This window comes from Luteimonas qiangzhengi (genome assembly GCF_039548515.1).
Classification (GTDB): Bacteria; Pseudomonadota; Gammaproteobacteria; order Xanthomonadales; family Xanthomonadaceae; genus Luteimonas.
Map to the genome: position 1 here is coordinate 14,705 of NZ_JBCLVE010000008.1, position 23,423 is coordinate 38,127.

The following is a 23,423-nucleotide window of genomic DNA, read 5'->3' on the forward strand; positions in this document are numbered from 1 at the left end:
CGCCGCCCCTGGCCTGGCCGGGGGCGGCGGCGCCTGGTCACTTGCTGCCGATCACGCCGCTCACGCCGATGTAACCACCGGCGCCGTCACGGTTGGCGGAGAAACCGCCTTCCAGGCTCCAGCGGCCGTTGTCGGCGGTGCGACGCATGCTTACGCCCAGTGCGCCCTGGTCCTTGTAGGCACCAAAACCGGCGAAGTACGTCGTCGCCCCGGCCACGTACGGCGCCTGGCGCATGGCCATCGCGGTCGCTACGCCCGAGTTGATGCTCTTCTCCAGGTCGTCAACGCGCCCGTGCAGGTTCCACACATCGCCCTGCACCTGGTTGATGCGCTGGTCGGTGTAGTCATTGGCAGTGACGACAGCATGGTTGACGCCGGCGTTGAGCTGATTGACGTTGACCGCGTCGTTACCGGCCACGCCCGGCGCTACGCCGGTGATGGTGCGGTTGCCCACGTTGACCTCGCCTGCCGAGTCGCTGCTGCCCACGTACGCCGCGTCGTAACCCGACTGGGCGCCAACGGTGGTCGCCGAACCCTGGCCCAGAGCCACCGAGTTGTCGTGCGTGGCCTGGGCACCCTGACCAACCGCGGTGCTGTTTTCACCGCTGGCCACGGCCTGGTTGCCCAGCGCGGTGGCATTGTCGCCGCTGGCATCGGCGCCGCTGCCGCCCGCAGCCGAGTTGGCTCCGGTCGGGGTCGGCGGCACCAGCGGGGCTTCCTGGCTGACCTGGAACGGACCGGTGGCACCGGCCTGCAGGTCCGCCACGTCACCTTCCACCACGTCCATGCGGTCACCCAGGTCGTTCACGTCACCCGCCACCTGGTTGAGCTGGCCGACGTTGACGGCATCGGTGTCATTCACGCCGGCCGCCACGTTGGTGAGCGTGCTGCCGCCGGCGTCGATGCCGTCGGTGGTCACGCTCGGGCCGCCTTCGATCACCAGGCCGGTATCGCCCAGGTGCACGTTATCGCCCACCTGCACGCCGTCGGTATCGATGACGGTGTTGCCGGCAGTGATGCTGTCCACATCGAGGTCGCGGTTGAGGGTGATTTCCACCTGGCCGTTGTTGTCCTCGCCGGTCTGGGCAACGCTGATGTTGCCGTCACCGGTGAAGGCCACCGAGCCGTTCGGGCCGATGTTGGCGGCGTTGCCGTCCGCATCGGTCGCCGTCCAGCCGGCGTTGGCCGCGTCGTTGGCCGCGCGGATCGCATCGTCGATGTTGTCGTGCCCGGTCCCACCGATATCGCTGGTGGTGATGGTGCCGTCCGGATTGAGCTCGGCGTTGCCGCCGATCACGTTCACGATCGAATCGCCCATCCCGTGCAGCTGGCTGCCGTTGATGGCGTCCGTGCTGGTGGCGCTGATCTCGCCCGGGGCGACGTTGGTGATGACCATGTTCCCGGCGTTGATGCCGGTAACGGTCACGCTCGGCCCGCCATTGATTACCAGGCCGGTATTGCCCAGATGCACGTCGGTACCGATCGCCACGCCGGTGGTGTCGATGAAGGTGTCGCCTGCGGTGACGCTGTCGACCGTGATGTCGTCAGCCAGGTCGAACACCAGGTCGGTGCCATCGCGGCCGATCTCGATGTTGCCATCGGTGTTGCTGAAGTCGACCGTGCCGCCGGGGCCGACGTTGTTGTCGGCCACCGCACCCTCTCCCTCGACCGACACGTTCCAGCCGGCATTGGCCACATCGCTGACCTGCTTGAGCTGGTCCTCGGTAGCCGCCTGTCCGCTGGTGTAGCTGTCAGGGTCGAAGGTGGTGTTGGTCAGCCCACCGATCGTGCCGGCGTTGCCGTCGATCACGATCGTGTTGGTCGCGCCGGCAACCGTCACCACACCCGCACCAATACTGGTGCTGGCACCGCCGCCGGTCACGGTCAGGCCATCGGTATCAAGCCCGGTGTTGCCAATCGCGACACTGCCGTCCGCGCCCAGGTCGATGTCCTTGTTGAGCTTGATCTCCAGGGTATCGGTGCCGTCGGCAACCACGCCGATGTTGCCCTCGGTCAACGCTGCCTCATCCGCCGCACCGCCCACCAGGTTTACCGTCTCGCCCAGCCTGCGCTCCACGTCCGTTCCGGCATCGCCAGCAAACGTCAGCGGGGTATTGGCCAGATCGTCCACCGCGCCGTCCACGTACGTCTTGTTGACGATGTGGTCACCCTCGGTGATCGGGCCCTCGTAGTACACGCCGTTATCATTGACCGTGAAGTGGTCACCCAGCTGAGTGACGCCGTCGACTGTGAGGTTGGTGGTGGTGATGCTGTCACCGTCGATGAAGGTGTCGCCAACTGTGATGCTGGTACCGATTTCCAGCTCATCGGACAGGTCGAACGTGACGTCGTTGCTGTCGTCGGCCTTGGTGACCACGATGTTGCCGTCGGCATTGTTCAGGTCAACCGTGTTGCCGGTCGGGCTGTTGACGCCCACGTTGGTGGCGTTTGCGCCCTGTGCACTGACATCCCAGCCCGCGTTGGCCACCTCGTAGACGTTCCCAAGCTGGTCTTCGGTGGCGGCCTGGCCGCTCACGATGTTGTCCGGGTCGAAGGTGAGGTTGGTCAGGCCGCCGATCGTGCCGGTGTCGCCACTGATCAGGATCGGGTTGTCACCGCCAATCGAGACCGCAGTGCCGCCGATCGTGGTCGTGTAGCCGTCGCCGGTGACCTCGATCGAGCCCGCGCCCACGGCGGTGCTGTTGCCGGCGCCGTCGTTCACCGCCAGCCCGTCGTTGTCCAGCTCAGCGTCCCCGATCGCCAGGCTGCCGTCCTCACCCAGGTCGATGTCCTTGTTGAGCTTGATCTCCAGGGTGTCGTCGCCATTGGCCACCACGCCGATGTTGCCGTCGGTCAGCGCGGCCTCATCGGTCGCACCGCCCACGAGATTCACCGTCTCGCCCAGCAGGCGATCCACGTCCGTGCCGGCGTCGCCGGCAAACGTCAGCGGGGTGTTGGCCAGCCCGGTGAGCTGGTCCACGTTCACCGCGTCGGTGCCGTCCACGCCCGGGGCCACGTTGGTGATCACCTGGCCACCCGCGCTGATGCCGTCGTTGGTGAACCGCGGACCATCGGCATCGCCGATGACCAGGCCGGTGTCACCCAGGTGCACGTCGTCGCCAACTGCAACGCCGGTGTCGTCGACCACCGTGTCGCCGGCGGTGACGCTGTCCACGTCCAGGTCGCGGTTGAGGGTCAACTCAATCACGCCGTCCTGGTCGGCGCCGGTCTGGGCAACGCTGATGTTCTGGTCACCCTGGAAGTCGACCGAACCGTTCGGACCGATGTTCACTTCGCCCGCGCCCGAGCCGCTCAGGTTCCAGCCCGCCGTGGCGGTCTGGTTGACCAGATCCAACTGCTCTTCCGTCGCGGCGCGGCCGGTGCCGTCGGCAAACTCCGGATAGTCGACGGTCTGGTTCGTCAGACCACCGATGGTGCCGGTGTCGCCGCTGATCAGGATCGGGTTGTCGCCGCCAATCGAGACCGCAGTGCCGCCGATCGTGGTCGTGTAGCCGTCGCCGGTGACCTCGATCGAGCCCGCGCCCACGGCGGTGCTGTTGCCGGCGCCGTCGTTCACCGCCAGCCCGTCGTTGTTCAGCTCGGCGTCCCCGATCGCCAGGCTGCCGTCCTCACCCAGGTCGATGTCCTTGTTGAGCTTGATCTCCAGGGTGTCGTCGCCATTGGCCACCACGCCGATGTTGCCGTCGGTCAGCGTGGACTCGTCCGCGCCACCGACCAGGTTCACCGTCTGGCCCAGCCGGCGCTCCACATCCGTACCGGCATCGCCGGCGAACGTCAGCGGGGTATCGGCAAGGGTATCGATCTCACCGTCTACGTAGGTCTTGTTGACGATGTGGTTGCCTTCGGTGATGTCACCGTCGTAGTACACGCCACCTTCGTTGACCGTGAAGTTGTCGCCGAGCTGGGTATCGCCGCCGACCGTCAGGTTGTTGGTAACGATGCTGTCGCCATCGATGACGGTGTCGCCATCCACGAAGGTGATGCTGTTGCCGATTTCCAGATCGTCGGCCAGGTCGAACGTCAGATCTGTGCCGTCACGTGCGATGACAATATTTTCGTCGGTGTTGCTGAAGTCGACCGAGCCGCCCGGTGCAACGTTTGCACTGGCGCCACCTTCTGCACTGACGTTCCAGCCCTGGCCGACATAGGTCAGCGCGTCCTGGACATTGGTGTAGTTGTTGCCCCGTACGGCCAGACCTGCCGTGACGGTGTGCGTTTCCGGGTTATAGCTCGACGTTCCACCCAGGGCCGCCGCAACGCTCTGGCCTGCGGTATCCAGGTCATCGGCCAACGCATCCACGGCCTGATTGGTGCCGTAGAGCTGGCTGCCATTGATAGCATCGGTGCTCTGGGCACTGATACGGCCCGCAGCCACGTTGGTGATGGTGCGCTCCTGTCCCGGGACGCCCACGCTGACGGTAGCCACCGGAGCGATGCCGGCGAAGTCGTAGGTGTTCTTGTCTACGGTGTAACTGGCGGTCCCAACCGCCGCTGCGGTCTCCGCTCCGCTGCCCAGCGCGACCGAGTTCCGGTGCATGGCCCGCGCACCCTGGCCGAACGCGGAGGCGTTCTCAGCCGAAGCTTCCGCTCCGCGGCCAACCGCAGAAGCGTTCTGCCCGGAAGCACGGGCACCGGAGCCGACGGCCAGCGCATCCTGGGCGACAGCTTCTGCGCCGCGGCCAAATGCAGAAGCGTTCTGCGCAGTAACGCGGGCGCTGGAGCCAACTGCCAGGCCGTCTTCGGCATCTTCGGTGGCAACGGCGGAATCACCGATCGCGGTTGCAGATTCGGCACGGGCCTGGGCCTCGACACCGAGGGCCATCGCATTCAGGTCATCGGCCCTTGAGGTGTCACCAATAGCGATGCTGCCGTGATTGCGCGCGTCATCTCCCGGAACGTTGACAACGAAACCGGAGATCGCGCCTGTGCCCATGGCGATACCGTCGGTGGCGTACCCGCGCGAGTTTGTGCCGGTGGCGATCGCGTTGGTTCCGCTGGCGTGGGCGTCAGTGCCGCTGGCCTGAGAGTTCACGCCGGTAGTGCGTGCGCGGGTGCCGAAGGCCTGTGAGTCGGTGGCCATGGCGTGCGCGTCGTAGCCCTGGGCCACGGCCCGGTCCTCGGACGCCAGCGCGCTCTGGCCGATGGCGATGCCGTCATCCGCAGTTGCCTCGGCAACCGTACCGATGACGATGGCGTTGTCCACCGTCTGGCCGGATTTTGGATCGGCTTCCGCGCCGGTGCCCATGACGATGGAGTTCTGGCCGCGGCTTACGGCCTCTTGGCCAATGGCCACACCGCCTGCGCCGTAGCTGTGGCTGCGGTTGCCGAGCACGGTGGCGTTCTCGGCGCGGGCGCTGACATCGCGGCCAATGGCCACGCCATTGTCCGCACCCGCGTTGACGCGGGCCGCATGCCCGATCGCCAGGGACGACGTACCGCTGGCAACGGCTGCCGGGCCAATGGCCATGGCGTCGGCGGCGGTGGCGCCCTCATTCCCCCTGTTGGCATCGACAGTGGTATTGGCGCTGAAGTACTTCACGCCGTTTTCCGCGACCGCCTCGTTGAGTTGCTCGACGTTGACCGCGTCGGTCCCAAGGATGCCGGCCGCAACGTTGCTGATACCGCCGTCCGTGTTGTAGCGCACTGCATCGACCGGAAGAATGTCGACCTCGCCACTGGTGACCGCGCCAATCGCCTCGACGATGGTGGCGAAGCTGGCGGTACCTCCTGCTGCAAGGTCAACGACGATGGGGCTGTAGGTACCGTCAGCGTTGAGGGTGACGCCACCACCAACGAGAGTTGCAACCGAACGCTGTGCGCCCTGCAACTGGCCCACATTGACCGCGTCGTAACGTTGGGCACCATCAGACACATTGGTGATACGGCGCTGGAAAGCCTCACCGGGGTTCGAGTTGCCCACGGAGACCGCGCTGCCAGGCACGGCCTCGCCGGTCAGGTAGCCGGTGCCGATCAGGTCAGACTCCCGCGCAGCCGAATTACGGCCCAGCGCAATGTTGCTGCCCTCCGCTTCCGTATGGGCACCCAATGCAACGCCGTTGACTCCGGCAACGGAATCCTTGCCGAGCGCCAGCGTTTCGCTGCCCAGGGCCCTGGCTCCGCTGCCGAGGGCCACCGAGTCGGAGCCGGCCTCAGTCGCATCGCCAATCGCCACGGCCTGCGCCCTCGCCCCTGCACCATCATTCGCGTTGACGCCAATGGAAATGTTGTTGTTGCCCACGAGACCGCGGCCAGCCTCGACGCCGAGCGCGACGTTGCCGTCGCCAATCACGCCTTGGCCCGCCCCGTATCCAATAGCTGTGCTCTGGTTGCCCTCCACATTCTGGCCGGCGGCAGTACCGATGGCGATGTGATCGGTACGATCGCCCCCCGGGATGCCGTCGGTGCCGACTCCGGCGTCGGTCCCCAAGGCAATGCTGTTGCCGGTGCCCACATAGGCGCCCGTGCCGGCGGCAATCGCATTGCCGGCAGCTGCATTGGCCTGGCCAATGGCGATGCTTCCGTCGCCGGAGGCTTGGGCATCGGTTCCCAGCGCAGTCGCGTTTTCGGCGCTGGCGTGGGCGCTGGCGCCAACGGCCGTACCGCCGGTGCCGAAGTTCCCGCTCACGCTCGCGCCCGCGCCCACGGCGGTGGCGTTTTCCACATACTCGGAATCGACGCTGGCGCCGTCGCCCAGCGCCACGGTGCTGTTGCCCGCTGCCTGGCTGTCGCGGCCGATGGCAATGGAGCCGCTGCCGTCACCGTCCACCGCGTCTCCGGTGCCTGCCGTCGCGCCCTGCCCCAGGGCGATGGCGCCCTCGGCGGCTTCGGTGGTGGCGGCGCCGTCACCGGCGGCGAAGCTGCTGTCGCCCTCGGCTACGGTGTTGGGGCCGATGGCGATGGACTCGGCGCCAAGGGCATTGGAGTCGGGCTGTGCGGAACGCGCACGGAAGTACCGCACGCCGGACGCACCTTCCTCGATGAAGTAGTTGTAGACCTGACCGCCGGTGATCGCTTCCGTGCTGCCTTCGGCAACTTGGCCGGGAGCGAGGTTGGTGATCGCAAGGCCGCCGGCGTCGATGCCTGCGGAGGTCACACTGGGACCACCATCAATCGTCAGGCCGCTGCTGCCGAGCGCAGCGCTGCCTGCAGTGATGCTCCCCACCTCGATGTCATCGGCCAGGCTGAAGACCAGGTTCGTACCCGTCCGCGAGACTTCGATATTGCCGTCACCGCTGAGATCCACCGTTCCGCCGGAAGCCACGTTCGCTGCGGTACCGCCTTCGGCACTGATGTTCCAGCCGGCGCTGGCGGTGGTCCTGACAGCATCAATCTCGGCGGTGTTGGCGCTGATGCTGGCCGCGTTGGTCGCAATATCGGCCCTGTTGGTCGCGATGTCCGCACGATTCGTATCAATAGCGGACGTGTTATCGCCGATGAGGCCGGCGTTCTGGTCCGCAGCTGCCTGCGCGCCGGCAGCTGTCGTCTGGGCAGTGTCAGCGGCAGCTTGGGCCGTGCCCACTGCGCCACTGACCTGGTCGAGCTGGCCGAAGTTGACCGCGTGCTCATTGGCGGTACCACTGGCGACGCTGGTGATCACCTTATTGCCGGCATCGATCCCTGCCAGGGTGACGCTGGGGCCGCCAGTGATCGTCAGGCCGGCCGTGCCAAGCATGACGTTGGCGCCTACCGCCACGCCGCTGCCGTCCATCACCGTGCTGCCGGTGGTGACTGTGCTGGCGGTGACGGTGTCCACGAGGAGGTCGGGGTCGAGCGTGATCGCCAGGGTGGCGTCATTGTCCGGCCCGGTCAGGTCGACGTTGATGTTGTCGCCGCTTTCGAAGGTGATCGTGTCACCGTCGGTCGGGGTCCAGCTTGCGTCCTGAGCAAGCGCCGTCGATCCAAGCCCGGCCATCGCCAGCATCGGCGCGATAACCGCGGCCAGCAGCGACCTGCGCAACAAGGTTGCGGCGCCAGCTCCCTGGACCACGCCGGTGCTGTCGCTCCGGGCAAACTCCGAGGCCACAACGAGCTGGCCCAATTCCTTGTTCCAAACCTTGCTGTAGATCTTGTTCATATGCAGCGGACTCCTTGGGATGTTCGCAGGTGGAAATGGATGACGTACGGCGCGACGGACGCGCGGAAAGTGCTGACACAGGCAGCCGCTGGCTGCGGCGCAAAAGTGCGTCCGACGGGTAACTCAGGTGGTTCCCCCGCTCCCGGCCCCGGGAGCTTCGACCCTGTTGCGGACCTCGCAGCGGCAGCGAAAAGTAACGCTGCTTTGCGGATTGGCCTCACCAACAAAGCGTGATGTTAGTCACGGGCAATGTTGGATTCATCCACCAATACCCGCCAAAACTCACTACCGGTGAGGAAGCCTCTGCGGCTGTGCGGGGCTTGCGGCACACTGGCTCAATCGCGACCACGTCCATCCCTATGAGCGCAACCTCAAACCCCTGGCATCGCGCCAAGCATTGGCTGCAGCACGTTCCGGTCGCCGACGCGGTCGACCGCCGCAATGCGCCGATGCTGCAACTGGTGCTGCTGCTCATCGGCATCCCGGTGCCCTTGCTCTGGCTGTACCGCATCCTCGGCACGGACATCGCCTGGCGGCCGGGTGAAACCATGGGCCTGGCTACGGGCCTGATCCTCTCGGCAATGGCCCTGTTCTGCTTCGCGCTGGTGCGCCGAGGCCATTTCCAGTGGGCGATCCGGCAGATGCTGGCCGTGGTCGCCGCGACGCTGCTGCTGACCTATGCCAGCCGGGGGATATCCGCGCACGTGCACGAACTGCCGCTCCAGGTGCTGTGGCTGTTCGTGGCCGGGATGATGATCGGCCGCTGGGCGCTGTGGACGGTGTATGCGGTGCTGGCGGCCTCGCTGACCATGGGGGCGGTCAGCGAAGCCAGGACTCTGGGCGAGCCGCTGTCGCACCTGCTTGGCGATGCGGTGATCCGCTCAACGATGTTCCTGGTGATTGCGGTGGTGGTAGACCGGAGCACGCGCTCGCTGCGCGACAGCCTGTCGGACGCCGTTGCGCGCGGACAGGAGCTGGAGGCTGCCAACCGCCGCCTGGAAGCGGAGATCGTTGCCCGCGAGCGCGCCCAGGAGCAGCTGCTGCACGCGCAAAAGATCGAGACCGTCGGTCACATGGCCAGCGGAGTGGCGCACGACTTCAACCACCTGTTGGGCTTGATCCTGGGCTACGCCCAGCGGGCGAAGATCGCCGCGGACGGGTCTGAACTGCGCGAAGCGGTCAGCGGCATGGAGTCGGCCGCAAAGCGTGCCAGCGCCCTCACCCACGGGCTGCTCAGCTTCAGCCGCTACGACGCCACCCGCGCCGAACGCTTCGACGCGGGCCAGGCGTTGGAGGAGATGCTGCCGATGCTGCGCCAGGCGCTGGGGCCGCGCATCGCCCTGGACGTACGGCAGGCTTCCGCGCCGTCGCCAGTGGTGTTCGATCGCGTCCAGTTCGGCCTGGTCCTGCTCAACCTGGCCACGAATGCGGCCCAGGCCATGCCGGCGGGCGGACAGGTGGGTCTTGAACTCGAGACGGCCGCCGACCCGGCCGCCGTCCGGGTCACGCTGCACGACCAAGGCCCCGGCATTCCGCCCGAAGTGCAGGAGCGGATGTTCGAACCGTTCTTCACCACCAAGCCCCCGGGCCAGGGCACCGGGCTGGGGCTTGCGATCGTAAACAACCTGGTGACCGCCTTTGGCGGCCGGGTCCACGTGGAAAGCGCGGAGGGGTCGGGCGCCCGGATCTGCATCGAGCTGCCGCTGGCCGTGGAAGACAGCCGGCAGGATGCACGGCCACCGCGCTACCAGGCCAGCATGTAGCCCACGCCGCGCACCGCCTTGAGCGGAAGCTCCTGGCCGAGCTCCTGGCGGCACTTGCGCCGCAGCCGGTAGACCAGCATCTCCAGCCGGTGCGGGTCGAAATCCTCGGCGGGACCGGAAAGCCGCGCGATCAGCGCCTCGCGCGACACCGGCGCGCCCGGGTTGTCCGCCAGCAACGCCAGCACCTCGCGCTCGGCCATGCCCAGGTCCAGCCCGGCGCCCTCCGGGCAGACAAGGAGCCAGCCGCCGGCCGCCAACTTCCATCCGCTCCCGCCGCCGGCGGAGCGTTCGCGCGCAACCCGTCCGGCCAGGTTGCGCAGGGTCGCCACCACCTCGTCCATGTCCGCCGGCTTGGCCAGCCAGGCATCCACGCCGGCCTCCAGCGCACGCTGGCGCCAGTGTTCGCCCACCGCCCCGCTCAGCATCACGATGCCCAGCGACGGCGACTGTTCGCGCAGGCGCCGGGCGATGCTCAGGCCGTCCTCGTCCGGAAGGCCGAGATCCAGCAACACCAGGTCGTACGCGGAGGAAAGCAGGTCGCGATAAAGCTCCAGCGCGCTGCCCATGCCGGTCACCGCGAAGCCGGCGCGCAACAGGATCGGCAGCAGGATCTGCTCCCGGAACTCGATATCGTCCTCCACCACCGCCAGTTGTACCGGGGCCGGACGGTCCTCTGCCAGCATTCAAGACTCCATGATCCTGCTGCGCCCAAAGCCTTGTACTTTGGTCGTAGACCGGCCCGGAAGATGCTGGGCGGCGGGCCAACCAGCCAGCGTGCGGAGGCCGCGAAAATGGTGGGTCGTGCTGGATTCGAACCAGCGACCAGCGGATTAAAAGTCCGATGCTCTACCGACTGAGCTAACGACCCGAGGGGTGTAAGCGCCCTGCATTTGGCAACGGGACAGCCTACAATGGTTGGGATTTTACACACGGTTGCGCTTCCGGGCACCCCCCGGTTGCTCACGGGGTGAAAGCGGCCACGCCCACGAAGCAATGCCTGCCACACGGCGGGCATTTTTCCGACTTGATCCAGATCAAGTCGTCATCCCTCCCCAGCCGCAACAATACCGTCCGGACCTAGAGACACCCCCATCATGGCAGACACCAGCATCGCCCCGGCCATCGACCCCAATGTGGGGCCGGCCGAATCCGCAAAACATGGTTACTACAACGACAAAGTAGTGCTCCAGTTCGCCGTCGCCACGGTGATCTGGGGCATCGTCGGCATGCTGGTAGGCGTGGTCATCGCCGCCCAGCTGTACTGGCCCACGCTGTTTGAAGGCATTCCGTGGCTGAGCTACGGGCGCCTGCGTCCGCTGCACACCAACGCGGTGATCTTTGCGTTCGGCGGCAGCGCTCTGTTCGCCACCAGCCTGCACGTTGTGCAGCGGACCTGTCATGCCCCGCTGATCTCCGACAGGCTGGCCGCGTTCGTGTTCTGGGGCTGGCAGGCGATCATCGTCGCCACCGCCATCACCCTGCCGCTGGGGATCACCCAGAGCAAGGAATACGCGGAAATGGAGTGGCCGATCGACATCGCCATCGCGGTGGTCTGGATCGCCTACGCGGTGCTGTTCTTCGGCACCATCGCCAAGCGCCGCGTGTCCCACATCTACGTGGCCAACTGGTTCTACGGCGCCTACATCCTCGCCATCGCCCTGCTGCACATCGTCAACAACCTGGCGCTGCCTGCGGGCCTGGGCAAGTCGTACATCATCTACACCGGCGCGGTCGACGCGATGGTGCAGTGGTGGTACGGCCACAACGCGGTGGGCTTCCTGCTGACCGCCGGCTTCCTGGGCATGATGTATTACTACGTGCCCAAGCAGGCCGGTCGTCCGGTGTACTCCTACCGCCTGTCGATCGTGCACTTCTGGGCGCTGATCTCCATCTATATGTGGGCCGGCCCGCACCATCTTCACTACACCGCCCTGCCGGACTGGGTGCAGTCGGTGGGCATGGTGTTCTCGATCATCCTGCTGGCTCCCAGCTGGGGTGGCGCGATCAACGGCATCATGACCCTGTCCGGCGTGTGGCATAAGCTGCGCACCGACCCGATCCTGAAGTTCCTCATCGTCGCGATCAGCTTCTACATGATCGCCACCTTCGAGGGCCCTATGATGGGCATCAAGACGGTCAACTCGCTGTCCCACTACACCGATTGGACCGTGGGCCACGTGCACGCCGGCGCCCTGGGCTGGGTGGCGATGATCTCGATCGGCTCCATCTACTCGCTGATGCCGCGCCTGCTGGGCCTGAACAGCATGTACTCGGTCAAGTGGATCGACGCCCACTTCTGGGTGCACACCATCGGCGTAGTGCTCTACATCGTGTCGATGTGGATCGCCGGGATGATGCAGGGCCTGATGTGGCGCGCTACCAATGCCGACGGCACGCTCACCTACGCGTTTGTTGAAGCCCTCAATGCCACCTACCCCTACTACTTCGTCCGCCTGCTGGGCGGCGTGCTGGTGGTCTCGGGCATGGTGCTGATGGCAGTCAATACCTGGAAGACCTTTGCCGCTGCGCGTACCACGCGTGCCCCGCAGCCCGTGCTGCCGCCCGACGCCTCCAACGCGCGCGCCTGATTGTCTGGAAACAAGCATGAGCAACGAGCCAAACAAGCCAAACAACCCGCACGAGAAGGTCGAGAAGAACGTCGGCCTGATGGCGGTCCTGATCGCGGTCGTGGTCTCCTTCGGGGGGCTGGTCGAGATCGTGCCGCTGATGTACCAGGCCGAAGCGATCGAGCCGTTGCCCGGGGTTGAGCCCTACCCCCCGCTGCAGCTTGCCGGGCGCGATGTCTACGTCCGTGAGGGCTGCCACAACTGCCATTCGCAGATGATCCGCACCCTGCGCTTCGAGACCGAGCGCTACGGCCATTACTCCCTGGCCGGCGAGTCGGTCTACGACCGTCCGTTCCAGTGGGGTTCCAAGCGCACCGGGCCGGACCTGGCCCGCGTGGGCGGCCGCTATTCGGACGATTGGCACCGCGTGCACCTGATCAACCCGCGCGACGTGGTGCCCGAATCCAATATGCCGTCCTACCCGTGGCTTGATCAGCGCATGGTCAACCCGGAACAGATCACCCGCCACCTGAACACGCTGCAGCGCCTGGGTGATCCCTATACCGACGAGCAGATTGCCGAAGCCGCTGAAGAAGTCAGCGGCAAGACCGAACTCGACGCCGTGGTCGCCTACCTGCAGGGACTCGGCCGCAACGCACCTAGAGGACAGTGAGATGGTGTCCGGAATCGTAACCGTGGTCCTGCTGCTGGTGTTCCTGGCCGGCTGGGCGTGGGCCTGGAGCCCGCGTCGCAAATACACCTTTGATGAGGCCGCGCGCCTGCCGCTGGAAGAGAACGAAGTGGAAGAAGTGATGGAGAGGCAGCCATGACCCAGGGGTGGTCCCTGTTTGTAATCGTCCTGGTGATCGCACACATCGCCGGATACACATGGCTGCTGTGGTGGACGGGCCGCCGTCGTCCCGGCGATCCGGCGCCCGATGACACCGGTCATGTCTGGGACGAAAACATCACCGAATACAACAAGCCCCTGCCCAAGTGGTGGGTCAACGGCTTTTACCTGAGCATCGTGTTCGGTGTCGGCTACCTGATCTGGTATCCGGGCCTGGGAGCGTTCCCCGGCGTGGGCAACTGGACCTCGGCTTCCGAACACGACCAACAGCGTGCAGCCAACGATGCGCTGCTGGAAGAAACCTTCGCCGTCCACGCCGGCCAGCCGATCCCGGTGCTGGCCCGCAACGACGAGGCGCTGCAGCTGGGCCGGTCGATCTTTGCCAACACCTGCGCCACCTGCCACGGCTCCACCGCCCAGGGTGCGATCGGCTATCCCGATCTCACCGACGATCACTGGCAGTGGGGCGGCGAGCCGGAAGACATCCTGACCACGATCCTCGACGGGCGCGACGGCATCATGCCGCCCTGGGGATCGGTGCTGGTGGGCATGGGCGGAGAGCAGGCAATGACCCAGATTGTTGCCTACACCCGCGCCCTGGCCCAGCCCGATGCTCCGCGTGACTTCTTCGCCACCCGCGGCGAGCGCCTGTTCGAAGGACTGTGCGTGGCCTGCCACATGGCAGACGGCACCGGCAATCCTTCGCTGGGTGCTCCCAACCTGACCCGTGGCGAATACGTCTACGGCGGCAGCTCGGACGCACTGCACCAGACCATCGCTGAAGGAAGGCACGGCGTGATGCCGGCACACCGCGACCTGCTGGGTGAAACCCGTGCACGTCTGGTGGCCGCCTACGTCTGGTCGCTCTCCAATCCGGCCGAAGGAACCGCCTCTACCGCGGTCTCCGGGAGCGGACAACAGTGAGTCACCAGGTCCGCCCATCCGCGCCGGAGCACCCGCCCCGGCCGATGGCACAGAGGCTCGGCGCGATCCTGTGGCCGAGCTTCTTTGCCGCGGGTGTGACCACCATGGTGTTTTTTGCCCACGTCGACCCGCTTGAACTGCGGGACATGACGTTCCCCGGGCTCCCGATCAGCCGCACCCAGGGCTACACGATCGGCTTCTTTGTTTCCTGGCTGGCGACGGCGTCCTCCAGCCTGTTTACGTGGTGGCTGCTCAGACCAGCCAGCCGTTTCAATCGGACGCTGTCAGGCGACTGAGCAGGTTATGTCCGGCCGTATTCCAATCAAGATGCTCGAAGACGACGGGCACGACAGCTACTACGCCAGCGAAGGCAAGATCTATCCGCGCGAAGTGACCGGCCGGCTTGACCGGCTGCGCAAGCTGGCCGTGTTCTGGCTGCTGGGCATGTTCTATGTGTTCCCGTGGCTGAGCTGGAATGGCCGTCAGGCGGTGCTGTTTGATCTGCCTGCGCGCCAGTTCCACGTGTTCGGGCTGACCTTCTGGCCGCAGGATTTCGTGTTCCTGGCCCTGTTGCTGATCGTCGCCGCGATGGCGCTGTTCTTCTTCACCGCCCTCGCCGGGCGGCTGTTCTGCGGTTACGCCTGTCCACAGACCGTGTGGACCGAGGTGTTCCTGTGGATCGAGCAGTGGACCGAAGGTCGGCGCAACCAGCGCATGCGCCTTGATGCCGGCCCCTGGAACCGCGAGAAGATCCTGCGCAAGGGCGCCAAGCACTTCCTGTGGCTGGTGCTGGCGCTGTGGACCGGCTTCACCTTCGTCGGCTTCTTCACCCCCATCACCGATCTGGGCGTGCGCCTGCCGCAGCTGGCATGGGGCGGCTGGGAAGTCTTCTGGGTGCTGTTCTACGCCCTGGCCACGTGGGGCAATGCCGGCTTCCTGCGCGAGCAGGTGTGCAAATACATGTGCCCCTACGCGCGCTTCCAGAGCGCGATGTTCGACCGCAACACCCTGATCATCGCCTACGACCCGATGCGCGGCGAGCCGCGTGGCCCGCGCAAGCGCGGACTGGAAAGCGTGCTGGAGCGTGGCCGCGGGCTGCTCGACAAGATCACCGCCTACGACTACGTGTTCCGCGCCGCCAAGCATCCAACCGCGGCCGACAACCGGGCCCACGCCCGCGGCACCATCACCTTCGACAACGAGCTGGAAATCGCGGCCGAGCCGCTGCCCAAATTCAACCCGGAAGCGCTGGGCGACTGCATCGACTGCACCATCTGCGTCCAGGTCTGCCCCACCGGCATCGATATCCGCAACGGTCTGCAATACGAGTGCATCGCCTGTGGTGCCTGCATCGACGCCTGTGACGAAGTCATGGACAAGATGGGCTATCCGCAGGGCCTGATCCGCTACACCACCCAGAACGCGATCGACAGCAAGCCCAGCCGGATCATGCGTCCGCGGATCATGATCTACGGCACGATCCTGCTCGCACTGGTCCTGGCCTGGGGCTGGGGCGTGGGCACGCGCAGCCCGCTGATCGCCGAGGTCCTGCGCGACCGCAACGCCCTGTACCGCGAGACCCCGACGGGCGTTGAAAATGGCTACACGCTGAAGCTCATCAACAAGACCAACGACCAGGCGCAGTACAATATCGCCATTGAAAGCGGCATCAACGACCTCCAGCTGATGGTTGACGAAGCCGTCTCCCTGGACGCCCAGCAGGTGCTCTCCCTGCCGCTGGTCATCGCCGCACCGGCCAGCGTTTCGGGCCGGCATGAAATCACCTTCGTGATCGAATCGGCCGATGGCCAGATCCGTCAAGAGGTCGACAGCAGCTTCTTTGGTCCCCTGCAATGAATGAAAAAGTCCCTTTCTGGCGCAACCATGTCCTGATCCTGGTCTTCGTGTTGCCGGCGATTTCCATCATCGCCGGCATAGGCCTGCTGATCACGGCGCTGCGCACCGGCGGCGACGATCCGGTACTGGACGAAGTGCGGCGCACCGCCCGCGGCGCCCAGGTCACCGACCTGAGTGCCGACGAAGCCGCCCGCGCCGGGCGCTACGCAGCCGTGGTCCGTCTGGATCTGGAGGCCGGGACGGTGGAAGTCTTTCCGGTGAGCGGCCGCTTCACCCGCAGCACACCGCTGGACCTGGTGCTCAGCCACCCGGTCTATTCCGCTGAAGACCTGCGCCTGCAGCTGGATCCTTCCGATACCGGCTGGCGTGTGGAAGCCGAGGTCAGCACCGAGCACGACTGGAACCTGCGCCTGTCTCCCGCCGATCGTGAATGGCGCCTGCAAGGCAGGCTGACGCGCGGGGAGCTGGCCGCGCGCCTGCAACCGGCCTTGCAGGACGCCGGCACCGACCCATGAGCGCGGTCGCGCCGGGCGCGACCCTGCGCACGGACGCCGCCTCTCCACGGCAAGCCGCAGGCTGCCACCACTGCGCCGATCCGCTGCCCGCTTCACCGGCGCAGCGTTCGCTGTCCGGGGTCACCCGTTCGTTCTGCTGCGAAGGCTGCGCCGCGGCGGCCGAATGGATCCAGGATGCGCGCCTGGGCGACTACTACCGCCTGCGCACGGCGCCGGCCAGCCGCATCGACGAAGACGCCCTGGACGACGATCTCTCCCTCTGGGATCGCGAGGAAGTCCAGGCCGAGCATGCCCGCAACGTGGCGGGCGGACGCGAGATCACCCTGCTCACCGACGGCATGCGCTGCGCCGCCTGCGCGTGGCTGATCGACCGGGCGCTGTCGCGCGAAGAAGGCATCATCGACAGCGGCGCGAACGCCGTCACCGGCCGCATCCGCCTGACCTGGGATCCCACCCGCACCAGGCTGTCCGCGCCGCTGCGGCGCCTGGCCGCGCTCGGCTACCGGCCCTACCTGGCCACGGGTGAAGCGCGCGAGCGCGAGCAGCGCCGGCAGCGCAACCGCGACCTGATCCGGATCGGCGTGGCCGGGATCGGCGCCATGCAAGCCATGATGGTGGCCGAAGCGCTGTATCTGGATATCCACTTCACGATGCCTATCCCCACGCGGGATTTCTTCCGCTGGGTCAGCTTCCTGCTGTCCACGCCGGTGGTGTTCTACGCCGGCTGGCCGTTCCTGCTCGGGTCCTGGCGCGAACTCACCCAGCGCCGCCTCGGCATGGACACCCTGATCGCCAGCGCCACCCTGTTGGCCTGGGGCGCGAGCGTGCTGGAAACGGTCCGCGGCGGGGTCCACGTCTGGTACGACGCGGCGGTGATGTTCGTGTTCCTGCTGCTGGTCGCGCGCATGCTTGAACAGCGCGCGCGCGCCACCGCCAGCGCCCAGGTGGATGCCCTGGCGCGTGCCCGGCCCGCCTTCGCCGCACGCGAAGGGCCGGATGGGCAGCGCGAAACCGTGCCGGTTGCCGCGCTCTCGCCCGGCGACGTGGCCTACGTGGCGGTTGGCGGCGTGGTCCCGGCCGACGGCATCCTGCTGGAGCCGTCCAGCTTCGAAGAAGCGCTGCTGACCGGCGAATGGACACCCGTGGCCCGCGAGGCTGGCGAAAGCGTCTATGCCGGCACCCTGTGCCGCGATCGCCCCGCCCGCCTGCGGGTGGACGAGACCGGTGCCGGCACCCGCCTCTCCCAGCTCACCGCCCTGGTCGAGAAGGCCCAGGCCCAGCGCCCCGCGCTGGCAGTGGTGGGCGAACGCATTGCCCACCACTTCGTCAGCTGGCTGCTGATCGCGGCGGTGGCGGTCTACATCGGCTGGCGCATCTACGATCCGTCCCGCGCCCTCGAGGTCACCCTGGCGCTGCTGGTGATCAGCTGTCCCTGCGCGCTGGCACTGGCCGCACCGGCGGCGCTGGCCGCGGCCCACGGCACCCTGGCCCGTCTGGGTGTGCTGGCGCTTGGTGAATCCGCGCTTGACCAGCTGGCCCGGGTGACCGATCTGGTCTTCGACAAAACCGGCACCCTCAGCGATGGACACCCGGTGCTCTCGGAAGCCACGCCTCTGGCCGAACTGGACCGCGACACGGTGCTTTCAATCGCCGCTGCGCTGGAAAGCGACAGCGGTCACCCGTTGGCCCGCGCCTTTGCCGGCCTGCAAGTCCGCCACCCTGCTGAAGGTGTCCGGGCTGTTCCCGGCCAGGGCATCGAAGGCAGCGTCAATGGACAGCTCTGGAAGCTGGGCCGGGCAGCCTACGCGGCCGCCGGGCAGGCCGATGACGATGCCATCTGGCTGGGCGATGGCGAACGCGCCGTCGCCCGGTTCCGGGTGCAAGAAGCCACCCGCGCCGACGCCGCTGCCGCCGTCGCGCGCCTGCGGGAGATGGGCATCCGCGTGCATCTTTCCAGCGGCGACGCCGACGCCCCCGTGGCAGCCTTTTCCGAGCGCCTGGGCATTGAACACGCCCATGCCCGCCAGAGCCCCGAAGACAAGCTGGCCTATGCGCGTTCGTTGCAGGCCGAGGGTCGAGTGGTGGCGATGGTGGGCGATGGACTGAATGACGCCCCGGTGCTGGCCGGCGCCGATGTGTCGTTGGCCCTCTCGGCTGGCGCCGCGCTGGCCCAGCAGTCGGCCGACCTGGTGCTGACCGGCGATTCGCTGATGCGCGTCCCGCAGGCCCTGGAAACCGCCCGTCGCACGCGTCGCGTGGTCCGCCAGAACCTGGTCTGGGCCGGCGGCTACAACATCATCGCCCTGCCGGTCGCCATTGCCGGCCTGGTGACCCCGTGGCTGGCAGCGCTGGGCATGGCCCTGTCCTCGCTGCTGGTGGTGGGCAATGCCCTGCGGCTCACCCGCCTTCCACGCTCCCATTCCAGGACTGCGGCATGAACATCCTTTTCGTACTGATTCCCATCAGCGTGATCCTGCTGCTGGTCATGATCGGCACCTTTGTCTGGGCGGTCCGCAAGGGCCAGTTCGAGGATCTGGACACGGCGGCGATCGACATCCTCAGCGAGGATGCGCCGCCACCGGGCCGGCTGGAAGATGTCCAGCCCGGCCAGGCACAGGAACGCAATGCCGATTGACTGGCTTGCCCTTGGCGCCGCGCTGCTCGCGGGCGTGATGGGCGGCGTGCACTGCGCCGCCATGTGCGGGGGCATCGCCACCGGGTTTTCCGCCATGTCCACGCGCAGCAGCTGGCGTGCGGCGTTTGAACCCAACCTCGGCCGGGTGCTGGGCTATACCGTGGCCGGTGCCATCGTGGGCGGACTCGGCCACGGCCTGCTGCGGGTGGTCCGGGTTGACTGGTTGGCCTGGGGCCTGCGCGCCGCCGTAGGCATGATGATGATTGTCGTTGCCCTGCGGATCCTCAACCCGCGGGCAGGCGCAGGCTTTCTCGCCGGCCCTGCGCAGCGCCTATGGGGCGCATTGCGGCCGCTGCAACGGCATATGCTGCCGGCCGACACCACAGCCAAGCGGATTGGCCTGGGCATGCTGTGGGGCTGGCTTCCGTGCGGGCTCAGCACCAGCCTGCTGGCAGTGGCGTGGCTGCAGGCCGACGCACGCAACGGCGCCCTGACCATGGCGGCCTTTGGCCTCGGCACCCTGCCGCTGATGGTGTCCCTTACCTGGTCGGGCGCGCGCATCGGGCGCTGGCTGCAGCAGCCGCGCTGGCGGGCCGTGGCGGGCGGGTTTGTCCTGGCTGCCGGGCTGCTGACCATGGCCTCACCGTGGCTGATGCAGATCCCGGCCCTGCACGGCGTACTGGCCGCGCTCGGCTGCCTGCCACGCGGCGCGTGAACGCGCTCCGCACCCGATCGTAAAAGCATGCTCCGGACCTGATCCAGATCAAGGTGATTGAAGGCGTCCATCTCCATACTTTCAAGCATGGATTTCAACCTTCGTCACTGCACAGGAGCAGTCACCATGAAACGCCTTACCGCCGCCCTCGGGCTTGCCATCCTCTTTGCCGCTGGCAGCGCTGCCGCCCAGAACTGCACGATCTCTCTGGACAGCAACGACCGCATGCAGTTCAGCGAGAAGAGCGTCAGTGTCTCGTCCAGCTGTTCGTCGATCACGGTCGAGCTGACCCACTCCGGTTCGCTGCCGGTGGCGGCCATGGGCCACAACGTGGTGATTACCGAGGCTGCCAACGCCAATGACGTTGCCCAGGCCGGAATCAAGGCTGGTGCGGCCGCCAACTATGTGCCGGCCGGCGATGCTCGGGTGATCGCTGCGACGGAGATGATCGGTGGTGGTGGCAAGACGAGCATCACGTTCCCGGGCAACAAGCTGACGGCTGGTAATGACTACACGTTCTTCTGCTCTTTCCCGGGTCACTCGGGTCTGATGCGGGGCAAGGTGGAAGTCACCCGCTGATTGTTCCCACACAGCTCTCTCCCCCTGACATGCCGGCGAAAGCCGGCATGTTTTTTTGTGTGCGTTGTCCTGGCAAAACAACCCCCTACTTGACTCCGGTCAAGGCGACTAAAACGCTCCCGGGGGACCATAGCTCCAGACAAAGAAACACCCACTGGAGACCCACGATGAACGTGTTCAAGACCACCCTTCTCGCCGCTGCAATCGTCCTTGGAATGGGCGCTGCGCCGGAGCCCGCACAGGCGATGGATGCCATGGAACTGGTGCAGCGGAATATTGCCGACGCGCCTGACCTGTCCAACCTGCCGCGCCAACAGGTGCAGCTGGTTCGCCCGCCGCATATCCATGACCATAGCCAGGTCGCTGTTGGCGGACCGAAGGTGGTGCAGTTCACGCTGCCCATCACCGAGCAGGAAGTGGTCATTGACCAGGACGGCACCACGCTGCAGGCCATGACGTTCGGCGGCAGCATCCCCGGGCCGATGATGGTCGTGCACGAGGGTGACTATGTTGAGTTGACGCTGATCAACCCGGCCACCAACACCATGCCGCACAACATCGACTTCCACTCGGCGACGGGTGCGATGGGCGGCGGCGACATCACCGTCATTTCCCCGGGCGAAGAGGTCACGCTGCTGTGGAAGGCCACCCGGCCGGGCACCTTCATCTATCACTGCGCACCTGGCGGCACGATGACGCCGTGGCACGTGGTGGCCGGCATGCAGGGCGCGATCATGGTGCTGCCCCGCGAGGGCCTGAAGGACGGCGAAAACAATCCGCTGCGCTACGACAAGGCCTATTACATCGGCGAGACGGAGTTCTACATCCCGCGCGATGAGGACGGCAACTTCAAGAGCTACGGTTCGCACGCTGAAGCGCTTCCGGAGACGCTTGAGGTCATGCGCAGCCTGACCCCCAGCCACGTGGTGTTCAACGGCTCGGTCGGCGCTTTGACCGGCGAGAACTCGATGACGGCCAAGGTTGGTGAGACGGTGCTGTTCATCCACTCGCAGGGCAACCGCGATACCCGCCCGCACCTGATCGGCGGTCACGGTGACTATGTGTGGGAGCGTGGCAAGTTCAACAACGCGCCGCTCAAGGATCTGGAGACGTGGTTCATCGCAGGTGGCTCGGCCGGTGCCGCGCTGTACACCTTCCTGCAGCCGGGTCTGTACACCTACCTCAACCACAACCTGATCGAGGCGGTTGAACTGGGTGCGGCTGCACACGTGATGGTTGAAGGCGACACCTGGGATCACGACCTGATGAGCCTGCCGTCGGCTGCGGGTCCGATCAAGGCCGACACCGACCTCTCCCTGCCCATCGCCCGCTGACATCCCCCAGCCAAGATGGGTTACCCCGCCGCCGCCCTGCTCCTGGGGCGGCGGTTTCTTTTTTTGGTCCGCACGCCCATCACGCGGGTGCCGATGCCAGGCGCCGCTCCCATCCACCCCCGATTGACCAGAGTCAAGGCATCCCCCTCCGCCCAGGCCTAAGATTCAATCATGCAGATTCCCTCCCAACCCCAGTTCGACGCAGGGCTGCTGCGGCGCTACGACCGCCCCGGCCCGCGTTACACCTCCTACCCGACCGCGCCCAAGTTCAACGCGGACTTCGGCGAAGCCGAGCTGCGCGAAGCGGCGCTGGCCAGCAATGGAGACCCCATCCCCCGACGCCTGTCGCTGTACGTGCATGTGCCGTTCTGCATGAGCCCGTGCTTCTACTGCGGCTGCAACCGGATCATCACCCGCGACCTGACCCGCGGCGAGGCCTACCTGACCCGCCTGTATCGCGAGATCGCGATGGTGGCCGAGCTCTTTGACCGCGACCGGGAAGTGATCCAGCTGCACTTCGGCGGCGGAACCCCGAACTTCCTCGCCCCGGCCCAGCTGGCCGAGGTGGTGGATGCGCTGCGCAGCCAGTTCCACTTCTCCGGGCACCGCGATCGCGACATTTCGATCGAGCTCGATCCGCGCTTCATCGGTCCGAAGGAGGTCGCCGAGCTGGCGGAGATCGGTTTCAACCGTGCCAGTCTGGGCGTGCAGGATTTCGACCATGACGTGCAGGTCGCGGTGAATCGGGTGCAGTCGGTGGACGAAACCTTCGCCGTGATGGAGGCCTGCCGCCAGCATGGTTTCCGCTCGGTGAACCTGGACCTGATCTACGGCCTGCCGCTGCAGACCCGCGAAAGCTTTGCGCGCACGCTCGATCTGGTGCTGGAAGCGCGCCCGGACCGCCTGGCGGTCTACAGCTATGCGCACCTGCCGCAGCTGTTCCGCCCGCAGAAGCAGATCAGCGAGGACCAGCTGCCGGATGCCGAAACCAAGCTCGCGCTGCTGCAGCTGGCCATCGAAAAACTCGGCGCGGCCGGTTACAGCTACATCGGCATGGACCACTTCGCCCTGCCCGATGACGACCTGGCGCGTGCCCAGGAGCGCGGCGGCCTGCACCGCAACTTCATGGGCTACACCACCCACGCCGACACTGATCTGATCGGCCTTGGAGTGAGCGCCATCAGCCATATCGGCAATACCTTCAGCCAGAATCCGCGCGACCTTCCGTCCTGGCAGATCGCGGTCGACGAGGGCCGGCTGCCGGTATTTCGCGGTCTGCGTTTGAACGAAGACGACTGCCTGCGGGCCGACCTGATCCAGCGCCTGATGTGCCAGGGGGAAATACCGGTCAGTGCGCTGGAACGGCGCTACCTGATCAATTTCTCCGAGTATTTTTCCGACGCGCTGGAACGCCTGTATCCGCTGGTGGAAGACGGACTGGTGCGGGTTGAGCAGGACCGGATCACCGCCACCTCGCGCGGACGGCTGCTGTTGCGTAACATTGCGATGTGCTTCGACCAATATCTCAACCAGCCCATCGCCGAGCCATCCGCTCCGCGCTATTCGCGTGCCATCTGACTGCTTCGGCG

16 protein-coding genes and 1 tRNA gene are annotated in these 23,423 nt (G+C 66.4%); 14 read left to right on the forward strand and 3 right to left on the reverse strand.

The genetic code is table 11. From position 1 onward, the window contains the following. Positions 1-37 precede the first annotated feature (37 nt). Positions 38-8,095 (reverse strand): ESPR-type extended signal peptide-containing protein, encoded by an 8,058-nt coding sequence (locus WCE59_RS06810; RefSeq protein ID WP_343257989.1) that lies wholly within the window; start codon positions 8,093-8,095, stop codon positions 38-40. Between the two features lie 359 nt (positions 8,096-8,454). On the opposite strand from WCE59_RS06810, the gene WCE59_RS06815 reads away from it, so the two are divergent. Beyond that, positions 8,455-9,858, forward strand: coding sequence for a sensor histidine kinase (locus tag WCE59_RS06815; protein ID WP_343257990.1), 1,404 nt, complete (start codon positions 8,455-8,457; stop codon positions 9,856-9,858). Here WCE59_RS06815 and WCE59_RS06820 read toward each other — a convergent pair. Beyond that, positions 9,840-10,541, reverse strand: coding sequence for a response regulator transcription factor (locus WCE59_RS06820; RefSeq protein ID WP_343257991.1), 702 nt, complete (start codon positions 10,539-10,541; stop codon positions 9,840-9,842). The two genes, WCE59_RS06815 and WCE59_RS06820, sit on opposite strands and share 19 nt — an antisense overlap. Positions 10,542-10,650: 109 nt before the next feature. Further along, a tRNA-Lys gene (locus tag WCE59_RS06825) sits at positions 10,651-10,726 on the reverse strand. A 226-nt stretch (positions 10,727-10,952) separates the two neighbouring features. Between WCE59_RS06825 and ccoN the strand changes: the two genes are divergently transcribed. From ccoN to hemN, 13 genes are all read left to right on the forward strand, one after another. Next, positions 10,953-12,446, forward strand: a complete 1,494-nt coding sequence (ccoN, locus tag WCE59_RS06830; RefSeq protein WP_343257992.1) for a cytochrome-c oxidase, cbb3-type subunit I — start codon at positions 10,953-10,955, stop codon at positions 12,444-12,446. A gap of 16 nt (positions 12,447-12,462) precedes the next feature. After that, positions 12,463-13,098 carry a cytochrome-c oxidase, cbb3-type subunit II gene (ccoO, locus tag WCE59_RS06835; protein ID WP_343257993.1) on the forward strand — a complete coding sequence of 212 codons (636 nt, stop codon included), beginning with the start codon at positions 12,463-12,465 and terminating at the stop codon, positions 13,096-13,098. 1 nt (position 13,099) lies between these two features. Further along, a complete protein-coding gene (locus WCE59_RS06840) occupies positions 13,100-13,255 on the forward strand; it encodes a CcoQ/FixQ family Cbb3-type cytochrome c oxidase assembly chaperone (protein WP_343257994.1) in 156 nt (51 codons plus the stop codon). Next, positions 13,252-14,199 carry a cytochrome-c oxidase, cbb3-type subunit III gene (gene ccoP / locus WCE59_RS06845; protein ID WP_343257995.1) on the forward strand — a complete coding sequence of 316 codons (948 nt, stop codon included), beginning with the start codon at positions 13,252-13,254 and terminating at the stop codon, positions 14,197-14,199. Before WCE59_RS06840 ends, ccoP begins: the two co-directional genes overlap by 4 nt. A gap of 44 nt (positions 14,200-14,243) precedes the next feature. Beyond that, positions 14,244-14,495: a hypothetical protein gene (locus WCE59_RS06850; RefSeq protein WP_343257996.1), complete on the forward strand. Its 252-nt coding sequence runs from the start codon at positions 14,244-14,246 to the stop codon at positions 14,493-14,495. Positions 14,496-14,526: 31 nt separating this feature from the next. Further along, entirely contained in the window at positions 14,527-16,056 is a 1,530-nt protein-coding gene (locus WCE59_RS06855) for a 4Fe-4S dicluster domain-containing protein (protein WP_343257997.1), read from the forward strand. After that, a complete protein-coding gene (locus WCE59_RS06860; protein ID WP_343257998.1) occupies positions 16,053-16,571 on the forward strand; it encodes a FixH family protein in 519 nt (172 codons plus the stop codon). Before WCE59_RS06855 ends, WCE59_RS06860 begins: the two co-directional genes overlap by 4 nt. Next, a complete protein-coding gene (locus tag WCE59_RS06865) occupies positions 16,568-19,009 on the forward strand; it encodes a heavy metal translocating P-type ATPase (RefSeq protein ID WP_343257999.1) in 2,442 nt (813 codons plus the stop codon). Before WCE59_RS06860 ends, WCE59_RS06865 begins: the two co-directional genes overlap by 4 nt. Next, entirely contained in the window at positions 19,006-19,206 is a 201-nt protein-coding gene (ccoS, locus tag WCE59_RS06870; protein WP_343258000.1) for a cbb3-type cytochrome oxidase assembly protein CcoS, read from the forward strand. The genes WCE59_RS06865 and ccoS overlap by 4 nt, the downstream gene beginning before the upstream one ends. Continuing rightward, a complete protein-coding gene (locus WCE59_RS06875) occupies positions 19,196-19,921 on the forward strand; it encodes a sulfite exporter TauE/SafE family protein (RefSeq protein ID WP_343258001.1) in 726 nt (241 codons plus the stop codon). The genes ccoS and WCE59_RS06875 overlap by 11 nt, the downstream gene beginning before the upstream one ends. Before the next feature lie 126 nt (positions 19,922-20,047). Next, the gene (gene azu / locus WCE59_RS06880) at positions 20,048-20,500 is read left to right on the forward strand and encodes an azurin (protein WP_343258002.1); all 453 of its coding nucleotides are present in this window, start codon (positions 20,048-20,050) and stop codon (positions 20,498-20,500) included. 167 nt (positions 20,501-20,667) lie between these two features. Next, on the forward strand, positions 20,668-21,834 hold the full coding sequence (nirK, locus tag WCE59_RS06885) for a copper-containing nitrite reductase (RefSeq protein WP_343258003.1): 1,167 nt from the start codon (positions 20,668-20,670) through the stop codon (positions 21,832-21,834). Positions 21,835-22,005: 171 nt separating this feature from the next. Continuing rightward, complete coding sequence (gene hemN / locus WCE59_RS06890) at positions 22,006-23,412, forward strand: oxygen-independent coproporphyrinogen III oxidase (protein WP_343258004.1); 1,407 nt, start codon at positions 22,006-22,008, stop codon at positions 23,410-23,412. The last annotated feature ends 11 nt before the right edge of the window (positions 23,413-23,423 follow it).

Excerpts from the sequence above, each read along its gene's own strand:
- WCE59_RS06810 (WP_343257989.1), bottom strand. The coding sequence starts at position 8,095 with ATGAACAAGATCTACAGCAAGGTTTGGAACAAGGAATTGGGCCAGCTC.
- WCE59_RS06815 (WP_343257990.1), top strand. The coding sequence starts at position 8,455 with ATGAGCGCAACCTCAAACCCCTGGCATCGCGCCAAGCATTGGCTGCAG.
- WCE59_RS06820 (WP_343257991.1), bottom strand. The coding sequence starts at position 10,541 with ATGCTGGCAGAGGACCGTCCGGCCCCGGTACAACTGGCGGTGGTGGAG.
- ccoN (WP_343257992.1), top strand. The coding sequence starts at position 10,953 with ATGGCAGACACCAGCATCGCCCCGGCCATCGACCCCAATGTGGGGCCG.
- ccoO (WP_343257993.1), top strand. The coding sequence starts at position 12,463 with ATGAGCAACGAGCCAAACAAGCCAAACAACCCGCACGAGAAGGTCGAG.
- WCE59_RS06840 (WP_343257994.1), top strand. The coding sequence starts at position 13,100 with ATGGTGTCCGGAATCGTAACCGTGGTCCTGCTGCTGGTGTTCCTGGCC.
- ccoP (WP_343257995.1), top strand. The coding sequence starts at position 13,252 with ATGACCCAGGGGTGGTCCCTGTTTGTAATCGTCCTGGTGATCGCACAC.
- WCE59_RS06850 (WP_343257996.1), top strand. The coding sequence starts at position 14,244 with ATGGCACAGAGGCTCGGCGCGATCCTGTGGCCGAGCTTCTTTGCCGCG.
- WCE59_RS06855 (WP_343257997.1), top strand. The coding sequence starts at position 14,527 with ATGCTCGAAGACGACGGGCACGACAGCTACTACGCCAGCGAAGGCAAG.
- WCE59_RS06860 (WP_343257998.1), top strand. The coding sequence starts at position 16,053 with ATGAATGAAAAAGTCCCTTTCTGGCGCAACCATGTCCTGATCCTGGTC.
- WCE59_RS06865 (WP_343257999.1), top strand. The coding sequence starts at position 16,568 with ATGAGCGCGGTCGCGCCGGGCGCGACCCTGCGCACGGACGCCGCCTCT.
- ccoS (WP_343258000.1), top strand. The coding sequence starts at position 19,006 with ATGAACATCCTTTTCGTACTGATTCCCATCAGCGTGATCCTGCTGCTG.
- WCE59_RS06875 (WP_343258001.1), top strand. The coding sequence starts at position 19,196 with ATGCCGATTGACTGGCTTGCCCTTGGCGCCGCGCTGCTCGCGGGCGTG.
- azu (WP_343258002.1), top strand. The coding sequence starts at position 20,048 with ATGAAACGCCTTACCGCCGCCCTCGGGCTTGCCATCCTCTTTGCCGCT.
- nirK (WP_343258003.1), top strand. The coding sequence starts at position 20,668 with ATGAACGTGTTCAAGACCACCCTTCTCGCCGCTGCAATCGTCCTTGGA.
- hemN (WP_343258004.1), top strand. The coding sequence starts at position 22,006 with ATGCAGATTCCCTCCCAACCCCAGTTCGACGCAGGGCTGCTGCGGCGC.